Genomic DNA, 22117 nt, shown 5'->3' with positions numbered 1-22117 from the left:
GTTGTTGTAATGTCTTTTTCAGGCCGGCATAATGGTCGGCCTGATTTTGTTTTAGGTCAGTAGCTCAATTGGCAGAGCGACGGTCTCCAAAACCGTAGGTTGGGGGTTCGATTCCCTCCTGACCTGCCAGATTCACTCAGTGTGTCTGGCTTTCTTTTCACAGGATCTTCATAGATGACTCCTAAGGCTGAAGCTCAAGGCTCTCGCTTCGATCTGCTTAAGTGGCTAGTAGTAGCTGCTTTGGTGGTTGTTGGCGTTGTTGGCAATCAGTATTACTCTGCTTCGCCGATCCTGTACCGTGTACTCGCTTTGCTTGCTATTGCTGCTGCAGCTGCCTTTGTAGGCCTGCAAACAGCGAAGGGCAAGTCTTTCTTTGTACTGGTTAAGGAAGCTCGCACCGAGATTCGTAAAGTCGTGTGGCCAACTCGCCAAGAAACCACGCAGACCACCCTGATTGTGGTGGCTGTTGTTCTGGTTATGGCGTTGCTGTTGTGGGGGCTTGATTCCCTGCTCGGTTGGCTTGTTTCCTTGATTGTTGGCTAAGGGTGTCCCGTGGCTAAGCGTTGGTACGTTGTGCATGCTTACTCGGGTTACGAGAAGCATGTCATGCGCTCGTTGGTAGAGCGCGTAAAGCTGGCTGGCATGGAAGATGGCTTCGGCGAAATTCTGGTTCCCACTGAAGAAGTGGTTGAAATGCGTAATGGCCAGAAACGCAAAAGCGAGCGCAAATTCTTCCCTGGTTATGTGCTGGTCCAGATGGATATGAACGAGGGTACTTGGCACTTGGTCAAGGACACTCCTCGGGTGATGGGTTTCATCGGCGGTACCGCTGATAAACCTGCACCGATCACTGATAAAGAGGCAGAAGCGATTCTGCGTCGTGTTGCTGATGGTAGCGACAAGCCGAAGCCGAAGACGTTGTTCGAGCCGGGCGAAGTGGTTCGTGTCACCGACGGTCCGTTTGCCGATTTCAATGGCACGGTCGAAGAAGTTAACTACGAAAAGAGCCGGATCCAAGTGGCAGTGCTCATTTTCGGTCGCTCTACTCCGGTAGAGCTAGAGTTCAGCCAGGTCGAAAAGGTCTAGCCGAACAAGCATCCCAACCCCGCAGCCCTAGGCTGTGGGGTTTTGTCGTCACTGGGATAAACGCGCAAGTAACCGGGGAGCCTTTCGAGGCGTTTGAACCCGTAATTGGAGTGCCTCATGGCCAAGAAGATTACCGCTTACATCAAGCTGCAAGTGAAGGCCGCTCAGGCTAACCCAAGCCCACCTGTTGGTCCGGCCCTGGGTCAGCACGGCGTGAACATCATGGAATTCTGCAAGGCTTTCAACGCCCGTACTCAGGGTCTTGAGCCAGGTCTGCCGACTCCAGTGATCATCACTGTCTACAGCGACCGTAGCTTCACGTTCGAAACCAAGTCGACCCCTGCTTCGGTTCTGCTGAAGAAGGCTGCTGGTCTGACTAGCGGTTCCGCTCGTCCTAACACCGTTAAGGTTGGCACCGTAACTCGTGCTCAGCTGGAAGAAATCGCGAAAACCAAAAACGCGGATCTGACTGCAGCTGATATGGAAGCAGCCGTGCGTACTATCGCCGGTTCTGCTCGTAGCATGGGCCTTAACGTGGAGGGTGTGTAATGGCTAAGCTGACCAAGCGCCAAAAGGCTATCGCCGGCAAAATCGAAGCGGGCAAGTCCTACAACTTTGTAGACGCTGCTGCCCTGCTGACCGAGCTGTCGACTGTCAAGTTCAGCGAGTCCGTTGACGTTGCTGTAAACCTGGGCGTTGACCCACGTAAATCCGACCAGGTCGTTCGTAGCGCTACTGTGCTGCCACACGGTACTGGCAAGACTGTACGTGTTGCTGTCTTCACCCAAGGCCCGGCAGCTGAAGCTGCTCTGGCCGCTGGCGCCGATCGCGTTGGCATGGACGACCTGGCTGCCGAAATGAAAGGCGGCGACCTGAACTATGACGTCGTTATTGCTTCCCCGGATGCAATGCGCGTTGTAGGTCAGTTGGGTCAGATCCTCGGTCCACGTGGTCTGATGCCTAACCCTAAAGTCGGCACCGTAACTCCAGACGTAGCTACCGCGGTTAAAAACGCCAAGGCTGGTCAGGTTCGTTATCGCACCGACAAAAACGGCATCATCCACACTTCCGTTGGCAAAGTCGGTTTCGACGCCGTCAAGCTGAAGGAAAACGTTGAAGCCCTGATCGCTGATCTGAAGCGTATCAAGCCAGCTTCCTCGAAAGGTATCTACGTCAAGCGCGTTACCCTGAGCACCACTATGGGCCCAGGTCTGGTCATCGACCAAGGCTCGCTGGACGTATAAGCAATACATTGGCGTGAGAAATCACGCCAATTGAAAAAATTGGGGTCCCTGCCTGGCGGGGGCTATCCAAGACCGTAGGCGACGTAAGTCTTAAACCACAAGCCTACGCAGATGGTGCTCCCGGTTCCTTACCGAATCAGACACCAAAACGACATCCGGCTCCGGCCAGATGAAACGGTAACAAGCAGGAGTTAAACCCGTGGCAATTAATCTCGAAGACAAGAAGGCCATCGTCGCTGAAGTCAACGAGGCTGCCAAAGCTGCTCTGTCCGCTGTCGTGGCTGATGCCCGTGGTGTGACAGTAGGCGCTATGACCGGACTCCGTAAAGAGGCTCGTGAAGCTGGCGTATACGTACGTGTTGTACGTAACACCCTGCTCAAACGCGCTGTTGCTGACACTGAATACAGTGTCCTCAACGACGTGTTCACCGGCCCGACTCTGATCGCGTTCTCCAAAGATCATCCAGGCGCTGCTGCCCGTTTGTTCAAGGAATTCGCCAAGAGTCAGGATAAGTTCGAGATCAAGGCAGCTGCGTTCGAGGGCAAGTTCCTCGCAGCTAACCAAATCGACGTACTGGCAACACTGCCGACCCGTAACGAAGCTATTTCTCAGCTGATGAGCGTGATTCAAGGCGCTACCAGCAAGTTGGCTCGTACTCTGGCTGCAGTTCGCGAGCAAAAAGAAGCTGCCGCAGCCTAAGGCTGAGCACTTTCTCTCGCGTATTTTTGTTTATTTCGATGGCCGCGTAGGCCGTCCCCCAATTCAGGAAATACAGCAATGTCTATCTCCCAAGACGATATCCTCAACGCCGTAGCTGAAATGTCGGTTCTGCAGGTTGTTGAGCTGATCAAAGCTTTCGAAGAAAAATTCGGCGTTTCCGCTGCTGCTGCATCGGCTGGTCCAGCTGCTGCTGCCGCCGTTGTTGAAGAGCAAACCGAATTCAACGTCATGCTGACCGAAGCTGGCGAGAAGAAAGTAAACGTGATCAAGGCAGTACGTGAACTGACCGGTCTGGGCCTGAAAGAAGCCAAGGCTGTAGTTGACGGCGCTCCTGCCATGGTTCTGGAAGCTGTTTCGAAAGACGCAGCTGACAAAGCCAAAGCAACTCTGGAAGAAGCAGGCGCTAAAGTCGAGCTGAAGTAAGCTTCGACTTTGCGTCTCCAGCCCGAGCGTTAAGCGAAAGGCTGATGGCTGGTGGCTCTTGCCACCGGCCTTTTTCCGTTATTGGCAGCCGATTGGGTCGGTGTCGATAACGTGCTGTAACCACCCGATGCGGTGGCGCAAACCATGGGGTTTGCACGATTTTCTGGCTGCTCCCGTCGGGAGGGGCCAAACAAGCAGGTGACCAAGCTGGGGAACGCTGATGGCTTACTCATATACTGAGAAAAAACGTATCCGCAAGGACTTTAGCAAGTTGCCGGACGTCATGGATGTGCCTTACCTCCTGGCCATCCAGCTGGATTCGTATCGTGAATTCTTGCAAGCGGGAGCGACTAAAGATCAGTTCCGCGACGTGGGCCTGCATGCGGCCTTCAAATCCGTTTTCCCGATCATCAGCTACTCCGGCAATGCTGCGCTGGAGTACGTCGGTTATCGCCTGGGCGAACCGGCATTTGATGTCAAAGAATGCGTATTGCGCGGTGTAACTTACGCCGTACCTTTGCGGGTAAAAGTGCGCCTGATCATTTTCGACAAAGAATCGTCGAACAAAGCGATCAAGGACATCAAAGAGCAAGAAGTCTACATGGGTGAAATCCCCCTGATGACTGAGAACGGTACCTTCGTAATCAACGGTACCGAGCGTGTAATCGTTTCCCAGCTGCACCGTTCCCCGGGCGTGTTCTTCGACCACGACCGTGGCAAGACGCACAGCTCTGGCAAACTGCTGTACTCGGCGCGGATCATTCCTTACCGCGGTTCGTGGCTGGACTTCGAGTTCGACCCGAAAGACTGCGTATTCGTGCGTATCGACCGTCGTCGCAAGCTGCCTGCATCGGTACTGCTGCGCGCGCTGGGCTATACCACTGAAGAAGTGCTGGACGCGTTCTACACCACCAACGTTTTCCACCTGAGCGGCGAAACCCTCAGTCTGGAACTGATTGCTTCGCGTCTGCGTGGTGAAATCGCTGTTCTTGATATTCAGGACGAGAAGGGCAAGGTCATCGTTGAGGCTGGTCGCCGTATTACTGCGCGCCACATCAACCAGATCGAAAAAGCCGGCCTCAAGACCCTGGAAGTGCCTCTGGACTACGTCCTGGGCCGCACTACCGCCAAGGCCATCGTGCACCCGGCAACCGGCGAAATCCTGGCAGAGTGCAACACCGAGCTGAACACCGAAATCCTGGCGAAAATCGCTAAGGCCCAGGTTGTTCGCGTCGAGACTCTGTACACCAACGATATCGACTGCGGTCCGTTCGTCTCCGACACCCTGAAGATCGACTCCACCAGCAACCAATTGGAAGCGCTGGTCGAGATCTATCGCATGATGCGTCCAGGCGAGCCGCCAACCAAAGACGCTGCCGAGACCCTGTTCAACAACCTGTTCTTCAGCCCTGAGCGCTATGACCTGTCTGCGGTCGGCCGGATGAAGTTCAACCGTCGTATCGGTCGTACCGAGATCGAAGGTTCGGGCGTGCTGTGCAAGGAAGACATCGTCGCGGTACTGAAGACCCTGGTCGACATCCGTAACGGTAAAGGCATCGTCGATGACATCGACCACCTGGGTAACCGTCGTGTTCGCTGCGTAGGCGAAATGGCCGAGAACCAGTTCCGCGTTGGCCTGGTACGTGTTGAGCGTGCGGTCAAAGAGCGTCTGTCGATGGCTGAAAGCGAAGGCCTGATGCCGCAAGACCTGATCAACGCCAAGCCAGTTGCTGCGGCGGTGAAAGAGTTCTTCGGTTCCAGCCAGCTGTCCCAGTTCATGGACCAGAACAACCCGCTGTCCGAGATCACCCACAAGCGTCGTGTCTCTGCACTCGGCCCGGGCGGTTTGACTCGTGAGCGTGCTGGCTTTGAAGTCCGTGACGTACACCCGACTCACTACGGTCGTGTCTGCCCGATTGAAACGCCGGAAGGTCCGAACATCGGTCTGATCAACTCCCTGGCGGCCTATGCGCGCACCAACCAGTACGGCTTCCTCGAGAGCCCGTACCGTGTGGTGAAAGACGCCCTGGTTACCGACGAGATCGTGTTCCTGTCCGCCATCGAAGAAGCTGATCACGTGATCGCTCAGGCTTCGGCCACGATGAACGACAAGAAAGTCCTGATCGACGAGCTGGTAGCTGTTCGTCACCTAAACGAGTTCACCGTCAAGGCGCCGGAAGACGTCACCCTGATGGACGTATCACCGAAGCAGGTAGTTTCGGTTGCAGCGTCGCTGATCCCGTTCCTCGAGCACGATGACGCCAACCGTGCGTTGATGGGTTCGAACATGCAGCGTCAAGCTGTACCCACCCTGCGCGCTGACAAGCCGCTGGTCGGTACCGGCATGGAGCGTAACGTAGCTCGTGACTCCGGCGTTTGCGTCGTGGCTCGTCGTGGCGGCGTTATCGATTCCGTCGACGCCAGCCGTATCGTGGTTCGTGTTGCTGATGACGAAGTTGAAACCGGCGAAGCTGGTGTCGACATCTACAACCTGACCAAGTACACCCGCTCCAACCAGAACACCTGCATCAACCAGCGTCCGCTGGTGCGTAAAGGTGATCGGGTTCAGCGTAGCGATATCATGGCCGACGGCCCGTCCACCGACATGGGTGAACTGGCGCTGGGTCAGAACATGCGCATCGCCTTCATGGCATGGAACGGCTTCAACTTCGAAGACTCCATCTGCCTGTCGGAACGTGTAGTTCAGGAAGATCGCTTCACCACGATCCACATCCAGGAACTGACCTGTGTGGCACGTGACACCAAGCTTGGGCCAGAGGAAATCACTGCCGACATCCCGAACGTGGGTGAAGCGGCACTGAACAAGCTGGACGAAGCCGGTATCGTTTACGTAGGTGCTGAAGTAGGCGCAGGCGACATCCTGGTGGGTAAGGTCACTCCGAAAGGCGAGACCCAGCTGACTCCGGAAGAAAAACTGCTGCGTGCGATCTTCGGTGAAAAAGCCAGCGACGTTAAAGACACATCCCTGCGTGTACCAACCGGTACCAAGGGCACTGTCATCGACGTACAGGTCTTCACCCGTGACGGCGTTGAGCGTGATGCTCGTGCTCTGTCCATCGAGAAGACTCAGCTCGACGAGATCCGCAAGGATCTGAACGAAGAGTTCCGTATCGTTGAAGGCGCGACTTTCGAACGTCTGCGTTCCGCTCTGGTCGGCCACAAAGCCGAAGGCGGCGCCGGCCTGAAGAAAGGTCAGGAGATCACCGACGAAGTACTCGACGGTCTTGAGCACGGCCAGTGGTTCAAACTGCGCATGGCTGAAGATGCTCTGAACGAGCAGCTCGAGAAGGCCCAGGCCTACATCGTTGATCGCCGCCGTCTGCTGGACGACAAGTTCGAAGACAAGAAGCGCAAACTGCAGCAGGGCGATGACCTGGCTCCAGGCGTGCTGAAAATCGTCAAGGTTTACCTGGCAATCCGTCGCCGCATCCAGCCGGGCGACAAGATGGCCGGTCGTCACGGTAACAAAGGTGTGGTCTCCGTGATCATGCCGGTTGAAGACATGCCGCACGATGCCAATGGCACTCCGGTCGACGTGGTCCTCAACCCACTGGGCGTACCTTCGCGTATGAACGTTGGTCAGATTCTTGAAACCCACCTGGGCCTCGCGGCCAAGGGGCTGGGCGAGAAGATCAACCGCATGATCGAAGAGCAGCGTAAAGTTGCCGAGCTGCGCAAGTTCCTGCACGAGATCTACAACGAGATCGGCGGGCGCCAGGAAAGTCTTGATGACTTCTCCGACCAGGAAATCCTGGATCTGGCGAAAAACCTGCGTGGCGGCGTACCAATGGCCACTCCAGTGTTCGACGGTGCCAAGGAAAGCGAAATCAAGGCCATGCTGAAACTGGCAGACCTGCCAGAAAGCGGCCAGATGCAGCTGACCGACGGCCGTACCGGCAACAAGTTCGAGCGCCCGGTTACCGTTGGCTACATGTACATGCTGAAGCTGAACCACTTGGTAGACGACAAGATGCACGCTCGTTCTACCGGTTCGTACAGCCTGGTTACCCAGCAGCCGCTGGGTGGTAAGGCGCAGTTCGGTGGTCAGCGTTTCGGGGAGATGGAGGTCTGGGCACTGGAAGCATACGGTGCTGCATACACTCTGCAAGAAATGCTCACAGTGAAGTCGGACGATGTGAACGGCCGGACCAAGATGTACAAAAACATCGTGGACGGCGATCACCGTATGGAGCCGGGCATGCCCGAGTCCTTCAACGTGTTGATCAAAGAAATTCGTTCCCTCGGCATCGATATCGATCTGGAAACCGAATAACACGTGACGTGAATCGAGAGCGGGGCGCGATTGCCCGCTCTCTGCTCCGCCAGGAGGAAAGGCCTTGAAAGACCTACTGAATTTGCTGAAAAACCAGGGTCAAGTCGAAGAGTTCGACGCCATCCGTATCGGATTGGCATCGCCTGAGATGATCCGTTCGTGGTCGTTCGGTGAAGTTAAAAAGCCGGAAACCATCAACTACCGTACGTTCAAACCTGAGCGTGACGGCCTGTTCTGCGCCAAGATCTTTGGCCCGGTAAAGGATTACGAGTGCCTGTGCGGTAAGTACAAGCGCTTGAAGCACCGTGGTGTGATCTGCGAGAAGTGCGGCGTTGAAGTTGCACTGGCAAAAGTTCGTCGTGAGCGCATGGCGCACATCGAGCTGGCCTCGCCAGTTGCCCACATCTGGTTCCTGAAATCGCTGCCGTCGCGTATCGGCTTGCTGATGGACATGACCCTGCGTGATATCGAACGCGTTCTCTACTTCGAGAGCTACGTCGTTATCGATCCAGGCATGACCACCCTTGAAAAAGGTCAGCTGCTCAACGACGAGCAGTACTTCGAAGCGCTGGAAGAGTTCGGCGACGACTTTGATGCCCGCATGGGTGCCGAAGCTGTCCGCGAACTGCTGCACGCTATCGACCTGGAGCACGAGATTGGCCGCCTGCGTGAAGAAATTCCGCAAACCAACTCGGAAACCAAGATCAAGAAGCTGTCCAAGCGTCTGAAGTTGATGGAAGCCTTTCAGGGTTCCGGCAACCTTCCAGAATGGATGGTGCTGACCGTTCTGCCGGTTCTGCCGCCAGACCTGCGTCCACTGGTCCCGCTGGATGGCGGTCGCTTCGCGACTTCCGACCTCAACGATCTGTATCGTCGAGTGATCAACCGTAACAACCGTTTGAAGCGCCTGCTTGATCTGTCCGCTCCGGACATCATCGTGCGCAACGAAAAGCGTATGTTGCAGGAAGCTGTCGATGCACTGCTCGACAACGGTCGTCGTGGCCGCGCTATCACCGGTTCCAACAAGCGTCCTCTGAAATCCCTGGCTGACATGATCAAGGGTAAGCAGGGTCGTTTCCGTCAGAACTTGCTCGGTAAGCGTGTTGACTACTCCGGTCGTTCGGTAATTACCGTAGGCCCGACCCTGCGTCTGCACCAGTGCGGTCTGCCGAAGAAAATGGCTCTCGAGCTGTTCAAGCCGTTCATTTTCGGCAAGCTGGAAATGCGTGGTCTCGCAACCACCATCAAAGCGGCCAAGAAAATGGTCGAGCGCGAGCTGCCAGAGGTTTGGGACGTTCTCGCTGAAGTGATCCGTGAACACCCGGTTCTCCTCAACCGTGCACCGACCCTTCACCGTCTGGGTATCCAGGCGTTTGAACCGGTACTGATCGAAGGTAAGGCTATCCAGCTGCACCCTCTGGTCTGTGCTGCGTACAACGCCGACTTCGACGGCGACCAAATGGCCGTGCACGTACCGCTGACACTGGAAGCCCAGTTGGAAGCGCGTGCGTTGATGATGTCGACCAACAACATCCTGTCGCCAGCCAACGGTGAGCCAATCATCGTTCCGTCGCAGGACGTTGTATTGGGTCTGTACTACATGACGCGTGAAGCGATCAACGCCAAGGGCGAAGGTCGTGTGTTCGCGGATCTGCAAGAAGTTGACCGTGTGTTCCGTGCCGGCGAAGCCGCACTGCACGCCAAGGTCAAAGTGCGCATCCACGAAACCGTCAACGACCGTGATGGCGGCAGCGTGAGCAACGTTCGTATCGTCGACACCACTGTCGGCCGTGCCTTGTTGTACCAGGTTGTGCCGAAAGGTCTGTCGTACGATGTCGTCAACCTGCCGATGAAGAAAAAGGCGATCTCCAAGCTGATCAACCAGTGCTACCGCGTGGTTGGTTTGAAAGAGACCGTGATCTTCGCTGACCAGCTGATGTACACCGGTTTTGCCTATTCGACCATTTCCGGCGTTTCCATCGGTGTTAACGACTTCGTTATCCCGGATGAAAAAGCCCGCATCATCAGTGCAGCCACCGATGAAGTGAAAGAGATCGAAAGTCAGTACGCCTCCGGCCTGGTAACCCAGGGCGAGAAGTACAACAAAGTGATCGACCTTTGGTCCAAGGCGAACGACGAAGTTTCCAAGGCGATGATGGCCAACCTCTCGAAAGAGAAAGTCATCGACCGTCATGGCGTCGAAGTCGAGCAAGAGTCCTTCAACTCGATGTACATGATGGCCGACTCGGGCGCACGGGGTTCTGCTGCGCAGATCCGTCAGCTCGCCGGTATGCGTGGCCTGATGGCCAAGCCGGACGGTTCCATCATTGAAACGCCGATCACTGCGAACTTCCGTGAAGGTTTGAGCGTACTCCAGTACTTCATCTCCACTCACGGTGCTCGTAAAGGTCTGGCGGATACCGCGTTGAAAACCGCTAACTCCGGTTACCTGACTCGTCGTCTGGTAGACGTGGCACAAGATCTGGTTGTAACCGAGATCGACTGCGGTACCGAGCACGGCCTGCTGATGACTCCGCACATTGAAGGCGGTGACGTTGTAGAGCCGCTGGGTGAGCGCGTATTGGGTCGTGTTATTGCCCGTGACGTGTTCAAACCAGGTACCGAGGACGTCATCGTTCCTGCTGGCACCCTGGTTGACGAGAAGTGGGTCGAGTTCATCGAGCTGAACAGCATCGACGAAGTGATCGTGCGTTCGCCGATCAGCTGCGAAACCCGCTACGGCATCTGCGCCAAGTGCTACGGCCGTGATCTGGCTCGTGGTCACCAGGTGAACATCGGTGAAGCGGTCGGCGTAATCGCTGCCCAGTCCATCGGTGAGCCGGGTACCCAGCTGACCATGCGTACGTTCCACATCGGTGGTGCGGCAAGCCGGACCTCCGCAGCCGACAGCGTTCAGGTGAAGAATGGCGGTACCGTCCGTCTGCATAACCTGAAGCACGTTGAGCGAGTGGATGGTTGCCTGGTTGCTGTGTCCCGTTCCGGTGAGCTGGCGATCGCTGATGACTACGGTCGTGAGCGTGAGCGCTACAAGCTGCCGTACGGTGCTGTGATTTCGGTTAAAGAGGGTGACAAGGTCGACGCTGGCGCAATCGTGGCCAAGTGGGATCCGCACACTCACCCAATCGTTACCGAAATGAAAGGTACCGTGACCTACGTGGGCATGGAAGAAGGCATCACGATCAAGCGTCAGACTGACGAATTGACCGGTATGACCAACATTGAAGTACTCGACGCCAAAGATCGTCCAGCTGCCGGTAAAGACATCCGTCCAGCCGTGAAGATGGTCGACGACAACGGCAAGGATCTGTTGCTGCCAGGCACTGACGTAATTGCTCAGTACTTCCTGCCAGCAAACGCCCTGGTCGGCGTAGCGGATGGTGCGAAAATCGCGATCGGTGATGTTATCGCGCGTATTCCGCAAGAGACTTCGAAAACCCGTGACATCACCGGTGGTCTGCCGCGTGTTGCCGACTTGTTCGAAGCTCGTCGTCCGAAAGAAGCCTCGATTCTGGCTGAAGTCAGCGGCACCATCGCGTTCGGTAAAGAGACCAAAGGCAAGCGCCGTCTGGTTATCACTCCGAACGACGGTACCGATCCGTACGAAGAGCTGATTCCGAAGTGGCGTCACCTGAACGTCTTCGAAGGCGAACAGGTAAACCGCGGCGAAGTTATCTCCGACGGCCCGAGCGATCCACACGACATCCTGCGTCTGCTGGGTGTAAGTGCGCTGGCCAAGTACATCGTCAACGAGATCCAGGACGTTTACCGTCTGCAAGGCGTGAAGATCAACGATAAGCACATCGAGACCATCCTGCGTCAGATGCTGCGTAAAGTTGAAATCGCTGAATCCGGCGATTCCACTTTCATCAAGGGCGACCAGATGGAATTGACTCACGTCCTGGTCGAGAACGAGCGTTTGGCTGGCGACGACAAGTTCGTCTCCAAGTTCACTCGCGTTCTGCTGGGTATCACCAAGGCGTCGTTGTCCACCGAATCGTTCATCTCGGCGGCCTCTTTCCAAGAGACCACTCGTGTACTGACGGAAGCGGCGGTAACCGGCAAGCGCGACTACCTGCGCGGCCTGAAAGAAAACGTGGTCGTGGGTCGTCTGATCCCGGCTGGTACCGGTCTGGCTTATCACAGCGAGCGCAAGCGTCGCCGTGATGCTGACAAACCGTTGCGCGTAAGCGCCAGTGAAGTGGAAGCTGCACTGACCGAAGCGCTGAACTCGAGCGGTAACTGAGTTCTGCGATAAATGAGCGTAAGGCCCTGACCGCTCCGTTCGTCGAATCCTGACAATTTGTCGAGGTTCGATGGGTGGGGAGGTTGGGGCCTTGCCTTGACTGGGGGCAAGATCCTCTTTAGACTCTTGTACCCCTAAATTTGGCGGGAATTCGTTCCTGCCATTTTGCTTTTCTTGCAAGACAATAGCGTCGCAAGACAACAGTGGAGCTAGTAGATGGCAACTATCAACCAGCTGGTACGTCAGCCGCGTAAGCGTATCGTCGAGAAATCCGACGTGCCTGCGCTGCAGAACTGCCCGCAACGTCGTGGCGTATGCACCCGTGTGTATACCACCACGCCGAAAAAACCTAACTCGGCACTGCGTAAAGTATGCCGTGTGCGTCTGACCAACGGTTTCGAGGTTTCCTCGTACATCGGCGGTGAAGGCCACAACCTGCAAGAGCACAGCGTGGTACTGATCCGCGGCGGTCGTGTAAAAGACTTGCCAGGTGTTCGTTACCACACCGTACGCGGCTCCTTGGATACTTCCGGCGTTAAAGGTCGTAACCAGGGTCGTTCGAAGTACGGTACCAAGAAGCCTAAGTAGTAGCGGCTTTTTGTAAAAACTGAATCATCTTATTTTCTGAGTCGATAAGAGTAAGGTCGGAGGCGTCCCGCAAGGGCACCGATTCCGAGCGAACCTGAAGACCGTTTGAGGGCTTATCCATGCCAAGAAGACGCGTAGCAGCCAAGCGCGAAGTGCTTGACGATCCAAAATACGGAAGCCAAATCCTGGCCAAGTTCATGAACCACGTGATGGAAAGCGGCAAGAAAGCCGTTGCCGAGCGTATCGTTTATGGCGCGCTGGAAAAGGTTAAAGAACGCAAGAACAGCGATCCCCTGGAAATCTTCGAGAAAGCTCTCGACGCCATCGCTCCGCTGGTCGAAGTGAAGTCGCGCCGTGTAGGCGGTGCTACTTACCAGGTTCCGGTCGAAGTTCGCCCGTCCCGTCGTAACGCCCTGGCAATGCGCTGGTTGGTAGACTTCGCCCGTAAGCGCGGCGAGAAGTCTATGGCTCTGCGTTTGGCCGGCGAACTGTTGGACGCTGCTGAAGGTAAAGGTGCTGCTGTTAAGAAGCGTGAAGACGTGCACCGTATGGCCGAAGCTAACAAAGCTTTCTCGCACTACCGCTTCTAATTTTAGCTTCACTAATTTTGCGAGGGCTTTATGGCTCGTACTACTCCGATTAGTCGCTACCGTAACATCGGTATCGTCGCTCACGTGGATGCTGGTAAAACCACCACCACCGAGCGCGTCCTTTTTTACACTGGCAAAAGTCACAAGATGGGCGAGGTGCATGACGGCGCCGCGACCACAGACTGGATGGTGCAGGAGCAGGAGCGTGGTATTACCATTACTTCTGCTGCGATCACCGCCTTCTGGAAAGGTTCTGCCAAGCAGTACAAAGACGAGCATCGCTTCAACGTAATCGATACCCCGGGCCACGTAGACTTCACAATTGAAGTTGAACGTTCCCTGCGCGTACTCGACGGCGCTGTCGTTGTGTTCTGCGGTACTTCGGGTGTTGAGCCACAGTCGGAAACCGTATGGCGTCAAGCCAACAAATACGGCGTTCCACGTCTTGTTTACGTCAACAAGATGGACCGTGCTGGTGCGAACTTCCTGCGCGTGATCGCTCAGATCAAGCAGCGTCTGGGTCACACTCCGGTGCCAATCCAGTTGGCCATTGGTTCGGAAGACAACTTCCAGGGGCAGATCGATCTGCTCAACATGGAAGCCGTCTACTGGAACGATGCTGACAAAGGCATGACTCCACGTCGTGAAGCTATCCCTGCTGAACTGCAGGAACTGGCTGACGAATGGCGCAACAACATGGTTGAGGCTGCTGCCGAAGCCAACGAAGAGCTGATGAACAAGTACCTCGAAGGTGAAGAGCTCACCAACGAGGAAATCAAGGCCGCTCTGCGTCAGCGTACTATCGCTGGTGAGATCGTCTTGGCTGTTTGCGGTTCTTCCTTCAAGAACAAGGGTGTTCCCCTGGTTCTCGACGCCGTTATCGACTACCTGCCTGCACCTACCGATATTCCTGCCATCAAGGGTACTGACCCGGATGACGAGACTATCGAGCTGGAGCGTCATGCAGACGATGCGGAGCCGTTCTCGGCTCTGGCGTTCAAGATCGCTACCGACCCATTCGTGGGTACTTTGACCTTCGTCCGCGTTTACTCGGGCGTGTTGAGCTCCGGCGACGGCGTGATCAACTCGGTTAAAGGCAAGAAAGAGCGCGTGGGTCGTATGGTGCAAATGCACGCAAACGCCCGTGAAGAGATCAAGGAAGTACGCGCTGGTGACATCGCGGCCCTGATCGGCATGAAGGACGTCACCACTGGTGAAACCCTCTGCAACGCTGACAAGCCAATCATCCTGGTTCGCATGGACTTCCCGGAGCCGGTTATTTCGGTTGCCGTAGAGCCTAAGACCAAGGATGACCAGGAAAAAATGGGTATCGCTCTGGGCAAACTTGCTCAGGAAGATCCATCTTTCCGCGTTAAAACCGATGAAGAGACTGGTCAAACGATCATCTCCGGCATGGGCGAGCTGCACTTGGACATCCTGGTTGACCGGATGCGCCGTGAGTTCAACGTCGAAGCCAACATCGGCAAGCCTCAGGTTTCCTATCGTGAGCGCATCACGAAGAACTGCGAAATCGAAGGCAAGTTCGTTCGTCAGTCCGGCGGTCGTGGCCAGTTCGGTCACTGCTGGATTCGTTTTGCTCCTGCTGACGAAGGTCAGGAAGGTCTGCAATTCCTGAACGAAGTAGTGGGTGGTGTGGTTCCTAAGGAATACATCCCGGCTATCCAGAAGGGTATCGAAGAGCAGATGAAGAACGGCGTTGTTGCCGGCTATCCGCTGATCGGCCTGAAGGCTACCGTGTTCGATGGTTCTTACCACGACGTCGACTCCAACGAGATGGCGTTCAAGGTGGCTGCTTCCATGGCGACCAAGCAACTGGCCCAGAAGGGCGGTGGTGAGTTGCTCGAGCCGATCATGGCAGTAGAAGTTGTTACGCCTGAAGACTACATGGGTGACGTGATGGGCGACCTTAACCGTCGTCGCGGCATGATCCTGGGTATGGAAGACACGGTTTCCGGCAAGGTAATTCGTGCTGAAGTGCCGTTGGGTGAAATGTTCGGTTATGCAACCGACGTTCGTTCCATGTCCCAAGGTCGCGCAAGCTACTCCATGGAATTCAAAAAATACAATCCAGCTCCGACGCACATCGTCGAAACTGTAACCAAAAAACAAGGCTGATTCAGCCCTTTAGGCAAGGAGTTAATTGTCGTGGCTAAAGAAAAATTTGACCGTACCCTCCCGCACGTCAACGTTGGCACCATCGGTCACGTCGACCACGGTAAAACCACGCTGACCGCTGCTCTGACTCGCGTCTGCTCCGAAGTTTTCGGTTCGGCTGTTGTTGCTTTCGATAAAATCGACAGCGCTCCAGAAGAAAAGGCTCGTGGTATCACCATCAACACCGCGCACGTTGAATACAACTCGCTGATCCGTCACTACGCTCACGTCGACTGCCCAGGTCACGCTGACTACGTGAAGAACATGATCACCGGTGCTGCTCAGATGGACGGCGCTATCCTGGTTTGCTCGGCCGCTGATGGTCCGATGCCACAAACCCGTGAGCACATCCTGCTGTCCCGTCAGGTTGGCGTTCCGTACATCGTTGTCTTCCTGAACAAGGCTGACATGGTAGACGACGCTGAGCTGCTGGAACTGGTTGAGATGGAAGTGCGCGATCTGCTGAGCACTTACGACTTCCCAGGTGACGACACTCCGATCATCATCGGTTCGGCTCTGATGGCTCTGAACGGCCAAGATGACAACGAAATGGGCACCACTGCCGTTCGTAAACTGGTTGAGACTCTGGACAGCTACATTCCAGATCCAGTCCGTGTTATCGACAAGCCGTTCCTGATGCCAATCGAAGACGTATTCTCGATCTCGGGTCGCGGTACTGTTGTAACTGGTCGTATCGAGCGCGGTATCGTCAAGGTTCAGGATCCACTGGAAATCGTTGGTCTGCGTGACACTACCGTCACCACCTGCACCGGTGTTGAAATGTTCCGTAAGCTGCTCGACGAAGGTCGTGCTGGCGAGAACTGCGGCGTGCTGCTGCGCGGCACCAAGCGTGACGACGTTGAGCGTGGCCAGGTTCTGGTCAAGCCAGGTTCGGTTAAGCCGCACACTACCTTCGAAGCTGAAGTGTACGTGTTGAGCAAAGAAGAAGGCGGTCGTCACACTCCGTTCTTCAAAGGCTACCGTCCACAGTTCTACTTCCGGACCACTGACGTGACCGGTAACTGCGAACTGCCGGAAGGCGTTGAAATGGTAATGCCAGGCGACAACATCAAAATGGTTGTCACCCTGATCAAAACCATCGCAATGGAAGATGGTCTGCGTTTCGCTATCCGTGAAGGCGGTCGTACCGTCGGCGCTGGCGTCGTAGCCAAAATCATCGCTTAAGTAAGTGATGACTTGAAAAAAGCCCCCGCTCAGCGGGGGCTTTTTTTATTGAGTTGACACTGTGATAGCCCGTCTATAGAATTGCGCCTCCTTTTAACGGGCGTATTGCGCTCGCTGGGAATAGCAGCCGGAGTCTGAAATCCAATGCAAAATCAGCAAATCCGTATCAGGTTGAAGGCTTTTGACCATCGCCTGATCGACCAATCCACCCAGGAAATCGTGGAAACCGCGAAACGTACTGGTGCTCAAGTGCGTGGTCCAATTCCACTGCCTACCCGTAAAGAGCGGTTCACCGTTCTGGTCTCCCCGCACGTCAACAAAGACGCGCGTGACCAGTACGAGATCCGTACTCATAAGCGCGTTCTGGACATCGTCCAGCCAACGGATAAAACCGTTGATGCACTTATGAAGCTTGATCTTGCGGCCGGTGTGGAAGTGCAGATCAGCCTCGGCTAAGACTCGGTCTTAGTCGTGTAACGCTCTGAAATGGGCGGCCATAGCGGGTGAAAGCCCCGTACACTCATGAGGTTTACAACATGACTATTGGTGTAGTCGGTCGTAAATGCGGTATGACCCGTATTTTCACCGAAGAAGGTGTCTCCATTCCGGTCACGGTCATTGAGATCGAGCCGAATCGCGTCACCCAGTTCAAAACTGAAGAAACCGATGGCTATCGTGCAGTGCAAGTCACTGTCGGCGAGCGTCGTGCTTCGCGTGTTACAGCTGCTCAAGCTGGCCACTTCGCTAAAGCGAACGTTGCCGCTGGTCGTACCGTAATGGAATTCCGCCTTGAAGAAGGCGAGTACCAGGCCGGCGATCTGATCAACGCTGAAATCTTCGCCGCTGGTCAACTGGTTGATGTAACCGGTCAGTCCAAGGGTAAAGGCTTCCAGGGTACGATCAAGCGTTGGAACTTCCGCGGGCAAGATAATACCCACGGTAACTCCGTGTCCCACCGCGTTCCAGGCTCTATCGGCCAGTGCCAGACTCCTGGTCGTGTATTCAAGGGCAAAAAAATGTCCGGTCATATGGGCGCTGAGCGCGTGACCGTGCAGTCCCTCGAAGTAGTGCGCGTGGACGCTGAACGCAATCTGTTGTTGGTCAAGGGCGCTGTTCCTGGCGCTACTGGCGGCAACTTGGTTGTACGTCCAGCAGCCAAGGCTCGCGGTTAAGGGGAAGCTGACATGCAATTAAATGTAAATGACGCTCAAGCGATCGAAGTTTCCGAACTGACATTTGGCGGCGAGTTCAACGAGACGCTGGTTCACCAAGCAGTCGTGGCCTACATGGCCGGCGGCCGTCAAGGTAGCAAGCAGCAAAAGACCCGTTCCGACGTTCGTGGTGGCGGTAAGCGCCCATGGCGTCAGAAAGGTACTGGCCGTGCTCGTGCCGGTACTATCCGTAGCCCAATCTGGCGCGGCGGCGGTACCACTTTCGCAGCTCGTCCACAGGATCACTCCCAGAAGCTGAACAAGAAGATGTATCGCGCAGCAATGCGTTCCATCCTTGCTGAGCTGGTGCGTACTGATCGTCTGGTCGTGGTTCAGGATTTCGCCGTTGAAACGCCGAAAACCAAAGACCTGCTGGGCAAACTGAACAACATGAGCCTGACCGACGTTCTGATCGTGTCCGACGCTGTTGATCAGAACCTGTACCTGGCTGCTCGTAACCTGCCACACGTTGATGTACGTGACGTGCAAGGTTCCGATCCAGTTAGTCTGATCGCATACGACAAGGTGTTGATCACCGTGTCGGCCGTGAAGAAATTCGAGGAGCTGCTGGGATGAACCAGGAACGCGTATTTAAAGTTCTGCTTGGCCCGCACGTTTCCGAGAAGGCTACGGTTCTGGCAGACAAGAAAGGCCAGTTCGTTTTCAAGGTTGCTACTGATGCAACCAAGCTGGAAATCAAGAAGGCCGTCGAAAGCCTGTTCAGCGTGAAAGTAGAGCGTGTTACTACCCTGAATGTTCTGGGTAAGAGCAAGCGCACTGCTCGCGGTCTGGGCAAGCGTAATGACTGGAAGAAGGCAGTTATCTCCCTTCAGCCAGGCCAAGATCTCGATTTCAGCAGCAGTGCTGAGTAAGGAAGGGGTGCATCATGGCAATCGTTAAATGCAAACCGACTTCCCCTGGCCGCCGTTTTGTGGTCAAGGTGGTCAACCAGGAGCTGCATAAAGGCGCTCCTCACGCACCGCTGCTCGAGAAAAAATCGAAGACTGGTGGTCGTAACAACAATGGCCGTATTACTACCCGTCATATCGGTGGTGGTCATAAGCAGCATTATCGTATGGTCGATTTCCGTCGCAACGACAAAGATGGCATCGTCGCCACTGTCGAGCGTATCGAATACGATCCAAACCGTACTGCTCACATCGCACTGCTGTGCTACGCAGACGGCGAGCGCCGCTACATCATCGCCCCTAAAGGCGTGAGTGCTGGCGACCAGCTGATCGCAGGCGCACTGGCTCCAATCAAGCCAGGCAACGCTCTGCAACTGCGCAACATTCCAGTCGGTTCCACCGTACACGGCATCGAACTGAAGCCGGGTAAAGGCGCTCAGATCGCTCGTTCCGCTGGTGCTTCGGCTCAGCTGATCGCTCGTGAAGGCGTATACGTGACCCTGCGTCTGCGTTCCGGTGAAATGCGTAAAGTCCTGGCTGAATGCCGTGCGACCCTGGGCGAAGTCTCGAACTCCGAGCACAGCCTGCGTTCGCTGGGTAAAGCTGGTGCCAAACGCTGGCGTGGCGTTCGCCCAACCGTTCGTGGTGTTGCCATGAACCCGGTTGACCACCCACATGGTGGTGGTGAAGGTCGTACCTCTGGTGGTCGTCATCCGGTATCGCCATGGGGCTTCCCGACTAAGGGCGCGAAGACTCGTGGTAATAAGCGTACCGACAAAATGATCGTCCGTCGTCGCAAGTAAATAGAGGGATACGACAGTGCCACGTTCTCTGAAAAAAGGTCCTTTTATCGATCTTCACCTACTGAAGAAGATCGAAGTGGCGGCGGAAAAGAATGATCGCAAACCGGTGAAAACCTGGTCGCGTCGTTCGATGATCCTGCCACAAATGGTCGGTCTGACCATCGCAGTACACAACGGTCGTCAACACGTCCCAGTTCTCGTTAACGAAGACATGGTCGGCCACAAACTGGGCGAGTTCGCCGGTACCCGCACTTATCGTGGGCACGTGGCAGACAAGAAAGCCAAGCGTTAAGGGGTTAGGAAATGGAAGTAGCCGCTAAGTTGTCGGGCGCTCGAATCTCCGCCCAGAAAGCCCGCTTGGTCGCCGACCAGATCCGCGGGAAGAAGGTGGGCGAAGCGCTCAACCTGTTGGCTTTCAGCAGTAAGAAAGCCGCCGAGATCATGAAGAAAGTGCTGGAGTCGGCCGTAGCCAACGCCGAGCATAACGAAGGCGCAGACGTTGATGACCTGAAGGTCAGCACCGTTTTCGTCAACGAAGGGCGTTCGCTGAAGCGCATCATGCCACGTGCCAAAGGCCGTGCTGATCGCATCGTCAAGCGGTCTTGCCATATCACTGTCAAGGTTGCTGACAAGTAACGGAGTCGAAGAGATGGGTCAGAAAGTACATCCCATTGGCATTCGCCTGGGAATCGTCAAGGAGCACACCTCCGTCTGGTACGCAGACGGTCGGACTTATGCGGACTACTTGTTCGCTGATCTGAAGGTGCGTGAGTATCTCCAAGACAAACTAAAAAGCGCGTCCGTAAGCCGTATCGATATCCATCGTCCGGCCCAAACTGCACGTATCACCATCCACACCGCTCGCCCAGGTATCGTTATCGGGAAGAAAGGTGAAGATGTTGAGAAACTGCGCCAGGACCTGACCAAGCAAATGGGTGTGCCTGTGCACATCAATATCGAAGAGATCCGCAAGCCGGAACTCGACGGTATGCTGGTTGCGCAGAGCGTAGCTCAGCAGCTGGAGCGTCGCGTAATGTTCCGTCGCGCTATGAAGCGCGCTGTTCAGAACGCCATGCGCATTGGTGCCAAAGGCATCAAAATCCAAGTGAGCGGTCGTCTCGGCGGTGCTGAAATCGCACGTACTGAATGGTATCGCGAAGGTCGTGTGCCACTGCACACCCTGCGTGCCGACATCGACTATGCCAACTACGAAGCTCACACCACCTACGGTGTGATCGGTGTAAAGGTTTGGATCTTCAAAGGCGAAGTAATTGGTGGTCGCCAAGAAGAGCTGAAACCACAAGCACCAGCGCCTCGTAAAAAAGCTGCTAAGTAAGGGGTACGCCAAATGTTGCAACCAAAGCGTACGAAGTTCCGCAAGCAAATGACTGGCCACAACCGTGGTCTGGCATTGCGCGGTAGCAAAGTCAGCTTCGGCGAGTATGCGCTGAAGTCTGTAGCTCGTGGTCGTCTCACCGCTCGTCAGATCGAGTCAGCGCGTCGTGCTCTGACCCGTCACGTAAAACGTGGCGGCAAGATCTGGATCCGTGTGTTCCCGGACAAGCCTGTAACCAAAAAGCCACTCGAAGTTCGGATGGGTAAAGGTAAGGGTAACGTGGAATACTGGGTTGCCCAGATTCAGCCAGGCAAAGTCCTGTATGAAATCGAGGGTGTTTCTGAAGAGTTGGCGCGTGAGGCGTTCGCCCTGGCTGCTGCAAAGCTGCCACTCGCCACCTCCTTTGTTAAGCGGACGGTGATGTGATGAAAGCGAATGAACTTCGTGAAAAATCAGCACAGCAGCTGAACGAGCAACTGCTCGGCCTGCTGCGCGACCAGTTCAATCTGCGTATGCAGAAAGCAACTGGCCAGTTGGGGCAGTCTCATCTGCTCTCGCAAGTTAAACGTGACATCGCTCGCGTGAAGACTGTGCTCAACCAGCAGGCAGGTAAGTAATCATGGCTGAAGCCGAAAAAACTGTCCGTACGCTGACTGGCCGTGTTGTCAGCGACAAGATGGACAAGACCATCACCGTTCTGATCGAGCGCCGCGTTAAGCACCCGATCTACGGTAAATACGTTAAGCGTTCGACTAAGCTGCACGCGCACGACGAAACCAATCAGTGCCACATCGGCGACAAAGTCACTATTCGTGAAACTCGTCCGCTGGCCAAGACCAAGTCTTGGGCACTGGTTGATGTTCTCGAACGCGCTGTGGAAGTCTAAGGACTAGGGGTCGGAGAAATTATATGATTCAGACTCAATCCATGCTCGATGTGGCCGATAACAGCGGCGCACGCCGCGTTATGTGCATCAAGGTGCTGGGTGGCTCCCATCGTCGTTACGCTGGTATCGGTGACATCATCAAAGTTACCGTGAAGGAAGCAATTCCTCGCGGTAAAGTGAAAAAAGGCCAAGTGATGACTGCTGTTGTAGTCCGCACTCGCCACGGTGTTCGCCGTGCTGATGGCTCCATTATCCGCTTTGATGGCAACGCTGCTGTTCTGTTGAACAACAAGCAAGAGCCGATCGGCACCCGTATCTTTGGGCCAGTGACCCGTGAACTTCGTACTGAGAAGTTCATGAAGATCGTCTCGCTCGCCCCAGAAGTGCTGTAAGGAGATCCGAC

General features: G+C 55.3%; 24 protein-coding genes and 1 tRNA gene. All 25 read left to right on the top strand.

Annotated elements, in window-relative coordinates; all coding sequences use genetic code 11:
* The first annotated feature begins 53 nt into the window (after positions 1–53).
* The 25 genes from PspS04_RS24665 to rplN all read left to right on the top strand — a co-directional run bounded on the left by PspS04_RS24665 (position 54) and on the right by rplN (position 22106).
* Positions 54–129 (top strand) — tRNA-Trp (locus PspS04_RS24665).
* Between the two features lie 45 nt (positions 130–174).
* Positions 175–543, top strand: coding sequence for a preprotein translocase subunit SecE (gene secE, locus PspS04_RS24660; RefSeq protein ID WP_095166158.1), 369 nt, complete (start codon positions 175–177; stop codon positions 541–543).
* A gap of 9 nt (positions 544–552) precedes the next feature.
* Complete coding sequence (gene nusG / locus PspS04_RS24655; RefSeq protein WP_003186097.1) at positions 553–1086, top strand: transcription termination/antitermination protein NusG; 534 nt, start codon at positions 553–555, stop codon at positions 1084–1086.
* A 117-nt stretch (positions 1087–1203) separates the two neighbouring features.
* Complete coding sequence (gene rplK / locus PspS04_RS24650; protein WP_007933726.1) at positions 1204–1635, top strand: 50S ribosomal protein L11; 432 nt, start codon at positions 1204–1206, stop codon at positions 1633–1635.
* On the top strand, positions 1635–2330 hold the full coding sequence (gene rplA, locus PspS04_RS24645) for a 50S ribosomal protein L1 (RefSeq protein WP_003176434.1): 696 nt from the start codon (positions 1635–1637) through the stop codon (positions 2328–2330). Before rplK ends, rplA begins: the two co-directional genes overlap by 1 nt.
* A gap of 199 nt (positions 2331–2529) precedes the next feature.
* Positions 2530–3030, top strand: a complete 501-nt coding sequence (gene rplJ / locus PspS04_RS24640; protein WP_003176433.1) for a 50S ribosomal protein L10 — start codon at positions 2530–2532, stop codon at positions 3028–3030.
* Between the two features lie 78 nt (positions 3031–3108).
* Positions 3109–3474, top strand: coding sequence for a 50S ribosomal protein L7/L12 (rplL, locus tag PspS04_RS24635; RefSeq protein ID WP_025215758.1), 366 nt, complete (start codon positions 3109–3111; stop codon positions 3472–3474).
* Between the two features lie 220 nt (positions 3475–3694).
* Entirely contained in the window at positions 3695–7768 is a 4074-nt protein-coding gene (gene rpoB, locus PspS04_RS24630; RefSeq protein WP_095166162.1) for a DNA-directed RNA polymerase subunit beta, read from the top strand.
* 64 nt (positions 7769–7832) lie between these two features.
* A complete protein-coding gene (gene rpoC, locus PspS04_RS24625) occupies positions 7833–12032 on the top strand; it encodes a DNA-directed RNA polymerase subunit beta' (RefSeq protein WP_095166164.1) in 4200 nt (1399 codons plus the stop codon).
* 216 nt (positions 12033–12248) lie between these two features.
* The gene (rpsL, locus tag PspS04_RS24620; RefSeq protein WP_002555494.1) at positions 12249–12620 is read left to right on the top strand and encodes a 30S ribosomal protein S12; all 372 of its coding nucleotides are present in this window, start codon (positions 12249–12251) and stop codon (positions 12618–12620) included.
* 119 nt (positions 12621–12739) lie between these two features.
* Positions 12740–13210, top strand: a complete 471-nt coding sequence (gene rpsG, locus PspS04_RS24615; protein WP_002555493.1) for a 30S ribosomal protein S7 — start codon at positions 12740–12742, stop codon at positions 13208–13210.
* A 30-nt stretch (positions 13211–13240) separates the two neighbouring features.
* Positions 13241–15346 carry an elongation factor G gene (fusA, locus tag PspS04_RS24610; RefSeq protein ID WP_095166166.1) on the top strand — a complete coding sequence of 702 codons (2106 nt, stop codon included), beginning with the start codon at positions 13241–13243 and terminating at the stop codon, positions 15344–15346.
* 30 nt (positions 15347–15376) lie between these two features.
* Positions 15377–16570 (top strand): elongation factor Tu, encoded by a 1194-nt coding sequence (gene tuf / locus PspS04_RS24605; protein ID WP_008145495.1) that lies wholly within the window; start codon positions 15377–15379, stop codon positions 16568–16570.
* A gap of 144 nt (positions 16571–16714) precedes the next feature.
* Positions 16715–17026 (top strand): 30S ribosomal protein S10, encoded by a 312-nt coding sequence (gene rpsJ, locus PspS04_RS24600; protein WP_003186070.1) that lies wholly within the window; start codon positions 16715–16717, stop codon positions 17024–17026.
* A gap of 80 nt (positions 17027–17106) precedes the next feature.
* Complete coding sequence (gene rplC, locus PspS04_RS24595) at positions 17107–17742, top strand: 50S ribosomal protein L3 (RefSeq protein WP_003186059.1); 636 nt, start codon at positions 17107–17109, stop codon at positions 17740–17742.
* Positions 17743–17754: 12 nt separating this feature from the next.
* Positions 17755–18357, top strand: coding sequence for a 50S ribosomal protein L4 (gene rplD, locus PspS04_RS24590; RefSeq protein ID WP_003228735.1), 603 nt, complete (start codon positions 17755–17757; stop codon positions 18355–18357).
* Positions 18354–18653: a 50S ribosomal protein L23 gene (gene rplW, locus PspS04_RS24585; protein ID WP_002555488.1), complete on the top strand. Its 300-nt coding sequence runs from the start codon at positions 18354–18356 to the stop codon at positions 18651–18653. The genes rplD and rplW overlap by 4 nt, the downstream gene beginning before the upstream one ends.
* Before the next feature lie 14 nt (positions 18654–18667).
* Positions 18668–19492 (top strand): 50S ribosomal protein L2, encoded by an 825-nt coding sequence (rplB, locus tag PspS04_RS24580; protein WP_003228734.1) that lies wholly within the window; start codon positions 18668–18670, stop codon positions 19490–19492.
* A 16-nt stretch (positions 19493–19508) separates the two neighbouring features.
* Positions 19509–19784, top strand: a complete 276-nt coding sequence (gene rpsS / locus PspS04_RS24575; protein WP_002555486.1) for a 30S ribosomal protein S19 — start codon at positions 19509–19511, stop codon at positions 19782–19784.
* 11 nt (positions 19785–19795) lie between these two features.
* Positions 19796–20128, top strand: coding sequence for a 50S ribosomal protein L22 (rplV, locus tag PspS04_RS24570; protein WP_003103908.1), 333 nt, complete (start codon positions 19796–19798; stop codon positions 20126–20128).
* Positions 20129–20141: 13 nt separating this feature from the next.
* Entirely contained in the window at positions 20142–20828 is a 687-nt protein-coding gene (rpsC, locus tag PspS04_RS24565; protein ID WP_003176422.1) for a 30S ribosomal protein S3, read from the top strand.
* Between the two features lie 12 nt (positions 20829–20840).
* A complete protein-coding gene (gene rplP / locus PspS04_RS24560) occupies positions 20841–21254 on the top strand; it encodes a 50S ribosomal protein L16 (RefSeq protein ID WP_027898303.1) in 414 nt (137 codons plus the stop codon).
* A complete protein-coding gene (gene rpmC / locus PspS04_RS24555) occupies positions 21254–21445 on the top strand; it encodes a 50S ribosomal protein L29 (RefSeq protein ID WP_002555481.1) in 192 nt (63 codons plus the stop codon). Before rplP ends, rpmC begins: the two co-directional genes overlap by 1 nt.
* Before the next feature lie 2 nt (positions 21446–21447).
* Positions 21448–21714, top strand: coding sequence for a 30S ribosomal protein S17 (gene rpsQ, locus PspS04_RS24550; RefSeq protein WP_003176419.1), 267 nt, complete (start codon positions 21448–21450; stop codon positions 21712–21714).
* Positions 21715–21737: 23 nt separating this feature from the next.
* Positions 21738–22106, top strand: a complete 369-nt coding sequence (gene rplN / locus PspS04_RS24545; RefSeq protein WP_002555479.1) for a 50S ribosomal protein L14 — start codon at positions 21738–21740, stop codon at positions 22104–22106.
* The last annotated feature ends 11 nt before the right edge of the window (positions 22107–22117 follow it).

Source organism: Pseudomonas sp. S04 (assembly GCF_009834545.1).
In the GTDB taxonomy this organism is placed as follows: Bacteria; Pseudomonadota; Gammaproteobacteria; order Pseudomonadales; family Pseudomonadaceae; genus Aquipseudomonas.
The sequence above is the reverse complement of the archived record's forward strand: the minus strand, read 5'-3'. Positions and strand labels throughout refer to the sequence as shown.

Bases quoted from the DNA above. Each gene is read 5' to 3' on its own strand.
- fusA (WP_095166166.1), top strand. From the start codon at position 13,241: ATGGCTCGTACTACTCCGATTAGTCGCTACCGTAACATCGGTATCGTC.
- rplW (WP_002555488.1), top strand. From the start codon at position 18,354: ATGAACCAGGAACGCGTATTTAAAGTTCTGCTTGGCCCGCACGTTTCC.
- rplB (WP_003228734.1), top strand. From the start codon at position 18,668: ATGGCAATCGTTAAATGCAAACCGACTTCCCCTGGCCGCCGTTTTGTG.
- rplN (WP_002555479.1), top strand. From the start codon at position 21,738: ATGATTCAGACTCAATCCATGCTCGATGTGGCCGATAACAGCGGCGCA.
- rplA (WP_003176434.1), top strand. From the start codon at position 1,635: ATGGCTAAGCTGACCAAGCGCCAAAAGGCTATCGCCGGCAAAATCGAA.
- rplL (WP_025215758.1), top strand. From the start codon at position 3,109: ATGTCTATCTCCCAAGACGATATCCTCAACGCCGTAGCTGAAATGTCG.
- rpmC (WP_002555481.1), top strand. From the start codon at position 21,254: ATGAAAGCGAATGAACTTCGTGAAAAATCAGCACAGCAGCTGAACGAG.
- rplP (WP_027898303.1), top strand. From the start codon at position 20,841: ATGTTGCAACCAAAGCGTACGAAGTTCCGCAAGCAAATGACTGGCCAC.
- rpoB (WP_095166162.1), top strand. From the start codon at position 3,695: ATGGCTTACTCATATACTGAGAAAAAACGTATCCGCAAGGACTTTAGC.
- rpsQ (WP_003176419.1), top strand. From the start codon at position 21,448: ATGGCTGAAGCCGAAAAAACTGTCCGTACGCTGACTGGCCGTGTTGTC.
- rplV (WP_003103908.1), top strand. From the start codon at position 19,796: ATGGAAGTAGCCGCTAAGTTGTCGGGCGCTCGAATCTCCGCCCAGAAA.
- rplC (WP_003186059.1), top strand. From the start codon at position 17,107: ATGACTATTGGTGTAGTCGGTCGTAAATGCGGTATGACCCGTATTTTC.
- rplD (WP_003228735.1), top strand. From the start codon at position 17,755: ATGCAATTAAATGTAAATGACGCTCAAGCGATCGAAGTTTCCGAACTG.
- rpsC (WP_003176422.1), top strand. From the start codon at position 20,142: ATGGGTCAGAAAGTACATCCCATTGGCATTCGCCTGGGAATCGTCAAG.
- rplK (WP_007933726.1), top strand. From the start codon at position 1,204: ATGGCCAAGAAGATTACCGCTTACATCAAGCTGCAAGTGAAGGCCGCT.
- secE (WP_095166158.1), top strand. From the start codon at position 175: ATGACTCCTAAGGCTGAAGCTCAAGGCTCTCGCTTCGATCTGCTTAAG.
- rpsJ (WP_003186070.1), top strand. From the start codon at position 16,715: ATGCAAAATCAGCAAATCCGTATCAGGTTGAAGGCTTTTGACCATCGC.
- rpsL (WP_002555494.1), top strand. From the start codon at position 12,249: ATGGCAACTATCAACCAGCTGGTACGTCAGCCGCGTAAGCGTATCGTC.
- rpsG (WP_002555493.1), top strand. From the start codon at position 12,740: ATGCCAAGAAGACGCGTAGCAGCCAAGCGCGAAGTGCTTGACGATCCA.